Annotated in this window: 5 protein-coding genes; 2 read left to right on the top strand and 3 right to left on the bottom strand. The window is 69.5% G+C overall.

The window, feature by feature from the left end:
- Positions 1-87 precede the first annotated feature (87 nt).
- Positions 88-906 (top strand): hypothetical protein, encoded by an 819-nt coding sequence (locus AC1D1G_RS43115; protein WP_009474078.1) that lies wholly within the window; start codon positions 88-90, stop codon positions 904-906.
- A 7-nt stretch (positions 907-913) separates the two neighbouring features.
- Here the strand turns inward: AC1D1G_RS43115 and AC1D1G_RS43110 are convergent, their stop codons facing one another.
- Complete coding sequence (locus AC1D1G_RS43110; RefSeq protein WP_477956698.1) at positions 914-1,711, bottom strand: Fpg/Nei family DNA glycosylase; 798 nt, start codon at positions 1,709-1,711, stop codon at positions 914-916.
- A gap of 6 nt (positions 1,712-1,717) precedes the next feature.
- Positions 1,718-2,191 carry a ribose-5-phosphate isomerase gene (locus tag AC1D1G_RS43105; protein ID WP_005248193.1) on the bottom strand — a complete coding sequence of 158 codons (474 nt, stop codon included), beginning with the start codon at positions 2,189-2,191 and terminating at the stop codon, positions 1,718-1,720.
- A gap of 67 nt (positions 2,192-2,258) precedes the next feature.
- Here AC1D1G_RS43105 and AC1D1G_RS43100 point away from each other — a divergent pair, with 67 nt between their 5' ends.
- Entirely contained in the window at positions 2,259-3,233 is a 975-nt protein-coding gene (locus AC1D1G_RS43100) for a M48 family metallopeptidase (protein ID WP_477956697.1), read from the top strand.
- Between the two features lie 24 nt (positions 3,234-3,257).
- On the opposite strand, the gene AC1D1G_RS43095 is transcribed toward AC1D1G_RS43100, so the two are convergent.
- Positions 3,258-3,587: mycothiol-dependent nitroreductase Rv2466c family protein (locus AC1D1G_RS43095; protein WP_477956696.1), on the bottom strand; the 330-nt coding region annotated here is incomplete at its 5' end.

Here is a 3,587-nt window from a genome sequence, read left to right as displayed (position 1 = left end):
GTACTCTGGGAGATGTCCGATTTGTCCCCTACTCGTGGATGTTGCAGCCCCGCAGCCGGCGGTCCGCGAGAACTCCGGAGGCCCACCGTGGAACTGCTACTCATTCTCGTGATCGTGGCGGCGGTCGCCTTCCTGGTGGTGAGGAGCCGCAACAACCGCGCCGGGCAGACCGCGAACCAGCTCGAGGACGCCAAGGCGGACGCTCGCCAGGCCATCGAACGGCTCGGCGGACAGGTGTACAGCCTCACCGGGTCCGACACCGCCTCGCAGCAGGCACTCGCCGACGCGTCCGAGCGGTACACCGCGGCGGGCTCCCAGATCGATCAGGCCACGACGCCCGTCCAGGCGCGTCTCGCCAAGCAGACGGCGCTCGAGGGTCTCTACTACATCCGCGCCGCCCGGACGGCCATGGGCATGGACCCCGGCCCGGAGATTCCGTCGATCGACGGCCAGAAGTCCGCGGGAGCGGTCACCGAGGACCGTGAGGTCGAGTTCGAGGGGCGGCAGGTCGCGGCGTCGCCGAACCCGTCGTCGAAGACCCCGAACTACTACCCCGGTGGCCGTGTCGCGGGACGCCCGGTTCCCGCCGGCTGGTACTCGGAGCCGTGGTGGAAGCCCGCTCTCGTCGCAGGCGCGTGGGGCCTGGGCTCGATGTTCCTGTTCTCGGCGATGTTCTCGGGGATGGCCGGAGTGGGGTACGACGCGCAGGGCTTCGAGAGCGGAGCGGGCGACGCGTCCCAGGACACCGGTGACGCGGGTGCGGACGGCGGTGGCGACGGCGGTGACGCAGGCGCAGACGGCGGCGGCGACATGGGCGGGGACGCCGGTGGCGACGGCGGCGGATTCGACTTCGGCGGCGGCGGAGACGGCGGCGGGTTCGACTTCGGTGGCGGGTTCGACTTCTAGCCGGCCGTCAGGAGGGCTGGCAGCTCGGGCACCAGAAGAGGTTGCGGCCCTTCATGACCGAGTGGGTGACCGGGGTGCCGCAGATCCGGCACGGTGATCCCGCCCGCCGGTAGACGTACGTCCGGGGACGGTCCTTGGCATACGCCGGATCGCCGTGATCGTCCTCGGGACGGACGACGTGCATCGTGCCGCGGCGGACCCCGACCTTCATCAGGGCGACGAGGTCGGCCCACAGCGCGTCCCACTCGGCACGGGACAGCGCACGGCCGGGCCTGTCGGGGTTGATGCCGTGCCGGAACAGGACCTCCGCCCGGTACACGTTGCCGATGCCGGCGATCACGGCCTGATCCATCAGCAGTGCCCCGATCGGGGTCTTCGACGCCGAGATGCGCTTCCACGCCTTGTCGGGGTCGGCGTCCGTGCGGAGCGGGTCCGGCCCCAGCCGCGCCTCGATGGCGGCGACCTGCGGCGGATGGAGAACCTCGCAGGCCGTCGGACCGCGGAGGTCGGTGCCGAATTCGGCGCCGACCATCCGCATCCTGACCTGCCCGACCGGCGGTTCCATCGGTACGGCCGATTCCGTGAACGCTCCGTACAGTCCCAGGTGGACGTGCACGACCAGTCCCGACTCGTAGTGATGCCACAGGTGTTTACCCCAGGCCTCGGACTTGACGAGAACGCGGCCGTCGACGAGCGCCGCGTCCTCGGAAAATCTGCCCTGCGGGCTCAGCACCCGCACCGGCGCACCGGCGAACCGGCGTTGGTGTAGCCGGGCCAGCCGGTGCAGGGTGTGACCTTCGGGCAAGGGCGATCAGGCCTCGGGCAGGGCGGGGGCGACGCCGGTCTTCTCGAACTCGGACAGGATGTCGATGCGGCGCTGGTGGCGCTCCTCGTTCGACCACTCGGCGGCGAGGAACGCGTCCACGATCGCGAGGGACTCCTCGAGGGAGTGCATGCGCCCGCCGAGGCCGATCAGCTGAGCGTTGTTGTGCTGGCGGGCCAGCTGCGCGGTCTCGACGCTCCACGCCAGGGCACACCGCGCACCCTTCACCTTGTTCGCGGCGATCTGCTCACCGTTGCCGCTGCCGCCCAGCACGATGCCGAGGCTGCCCTCGTCGGCGACGACACGACGGGCCGTCTCGATGCAGAAGGCGGGGTAGTCGTCGAGGGCGTCGTAGACGTGAGCGCCGCAGTCGACGGTCTCGTGGCCCGCGGCCTTCAGGTGTTCGATGATCTCGTTCTTACGTTCGAATCCGGCATGGTCGGCACCCAGGTATACGCGCATGACTGGTGATTCTGTCAGGCGTCGTCGCGAATCGTGTCAGGGGCCCGGGACGCTTATCGTGATCAGCATGTATCCCGACAACGGACAGAACTGGGGACAGTCGTATCCGGGACATCGGCCGGTCTCCGCGCAGCACCAGTGGGGCGTCGGGACGGGATGGAATCCTCCGGTCCCGTTGCCGGGCCTCATGCCGAACGACCGGCCCGCCCGGCACTCGTGGGAGATCCCGCTGCTCGTGGTGGCCATCGTTCTCACCGTCGTCGCCTACCTGGCGGCGATCGCGGCGCTCTTCCTCGGCGTGGTGTCCACGTGGGTGCTCATCGTGCTGGTCGCGCCGATCCTCATCGCCGTCGGCCGCGGCCAGCTCTACGGCGCGCAGCAGGTGAACGGGATCAAGATGACACCCACCCAGTTCCCCGACGGGTACCGGATGGTGGCCGAGGCGGCCGCACGGTTCGGGATGACCGAACCACCCGACGCGTACGTCGTGCTCGGGAACGGCCGGATCAACGCGTTCGCGTCCGGACACGGCTTCCGCCGGTTCGTCGTGGTGTACAGCGATCTGTTCGAGATCGGCGGCGAGGCCCGCGAGCCCGATGCCCTCGCCTTCATCATCGGCCACGAGGTCGGTCACATCGCGGCCGGCCACGCCTCCTACTGGCGGCAACTGGGACAGTTCGCCGCCAACTACATTCCCGTCGTCGGGTCGGCGCTGTTCCGTTCGATGGAATACACCGCGGACAACCACGGCTACTGCGTCCGGCCCCAGGGCGCCCGCGGCGCGATGGGCGTTCTCGGCGCCGGCAAATATCTCGTGAGCATCGTCGGATTCGACGAACTCGCCGACCGGGCCACCACCGAACGCGGGTTCTTCCCGTGGTTCGTGAATCTGCTGTCGGGACATCCGGTGCTCACCTGGCGTGCCGCCGCCCTGCGGAACAGGACCCGGCACGGTCACCTGTTCGTGAAACCCGGCCAGATCTACCGCGATCCGCAGCAACTGCAGTACGCGGCCGACCCGGCCGGGCCCGTCACTCGGTGACCGTGCCCAGGATCGGGGCGGGGCTCAGTCGAACTGGGGGTCCTCGGTCCGGGTGCGCTTGAGCTCGAAGAAGTGCGGGTAGCCGGCCAGTGCGACCGCACCGTCCCACACCTTCCCCGCGTCCTCGCCGCGGGGAATGCGCGACAGGACCGGGCCGAAGAACGCGACACCGTTGACGTGGATCGTCGGGGTTCCGACGTCCGGTCCGACGGCATCCATGCCTGCGGCGTGACTCTCGCGCAGTGCGGCGTCGTACTCCTCCGATTCGGCGGCCTCGGCCAGTTCGGCCGGCAGCCCGACCTCGGCGAGCGACTTGACGATCACGTCGCCGAAGTCCTTGTTGCCCTCGTTGTG

The organism is Rhodococcus sp. P3_B8 (assembly GCF_056402775.1).
The sequence above is the reverse complement of the archived record's forward strand: the minus strand, read 5'-3'. Positions and strand labels throughout refer to the sequence as shown.